At 70.1% G+C, this 462-nt stretch carries 1 protein-coding gene; it reads left to right on the forward strand.

Annotation, left to right across the window (positions count from 1 at the left end; translation table 11 throughout):
* On the forward strand, nt 1-447 hold a 447-nt coding region (locus J5M67_RS28360; RefSeq protein WP_207888666.1), incomplete at its 5' end, for a DUF2917 domain-containing protein.
* Between the last annotated feature and the right edge of the window lie 15 nt (nt 448-462).

The following is a 462-nucleotide window of genomic DNA, read 5'->3' on the forward strand; positions in this document are numbered from 1 at the left end:
CGGTTGGGGCCTTTTTCGTTGCACTGCGCTCCTTCCGCCGGCTCTATTCAGGAGAAGACGATGGACGAGGCAAGCCGGCTGTTGTTTCATCCCGATCCGACGCGGCGCGAAGGCGACGACGCGATCCAGTTGCCGCGCATGACGCTCCACTTCGCGCTCGAGCCGCGCGCGATGATGACGTGGCACGCGCGCAGTCACCCGGAAATCCGCGTGCTGGGCGCGCGCGTCTGGCTTACGCGTTCGTTCAGCGTCGACGATTACTGGCTGAAGCCCGGCGACGTGCTGCACGTGCCGCGCGGCGAGCGCGTCTGGCTCAGCGCAGACGGGCCGGCCGCCGCCGAGGTCTCGCTGACGACCGCCTATGTGCGCCGGCGCAGTTGGATCGGCGGCATGGTCGACGGGCTGCTCGACGTCGCGGCGGAGCTGACGGGCCCGCGTCCGCGATGAGGCGCCGTGCGGGCG

This window comes from Pseudomonas sp. 30_B (assembly GCF_017491605.1).
Lineage (GTDB): Bacteria > Pseudomonadota > Gammaproteobacteria > Pseudomonadales > Pseudomonadaceae > Pseudomonas.